At 47.0% G+C, this 285-nt stretch carries 1 protein-coding gene; it reads right to left on the bottom strand.

All coding sequences use genetic code 11. The features are described 5' to 3' along the window. The coding region (locus H5975_RS08510) for an IS30 family transposase (RefSeq protein WP_204785649.1) at positions 1-285 on the bottom strand (285 nt) is incomplete at both ends.

The raw sequence follows: 285 nt of genomic DNA, 5'->3' as shown, positions 1-285 counted from the left end.
CATTACTACCGCGTTCATGTGGTGAATAAGCATGGGCAAAATAAACCGGAGTACCAGTTCGCTGCTCAATTGCCTGGTAGTTAGCGAACTCTTTACCATGATCTACGGTCAGCGTCTTGAGTTTGTCTTGAAGTTGACTAGCTAGTTCAAGCACGGATTGAGTCATGGATTGACTATCGCGACCATGGAGCCGTTTAACAATTGTCAGGCGACTCTTACGCTCCACAAAAGTAGCCACAGCTTGACCTTTACGCTTGCCAGAAAGCACGGTGTCAGCTTCAAAGT

The organism is Limosilactobacillus coleohominis (assembly GCF_016901675.1).
Taxonomy (GTDB): Bacteria; Bacillota; Bacilli; order Lactobacillales; family Lactobacillaceae; genus Limosilactobacillus; species Limosilactobacillus intestinavium.
This window is presented reverse-complemented; position numbering and strand designations above follow the sequence as displayed.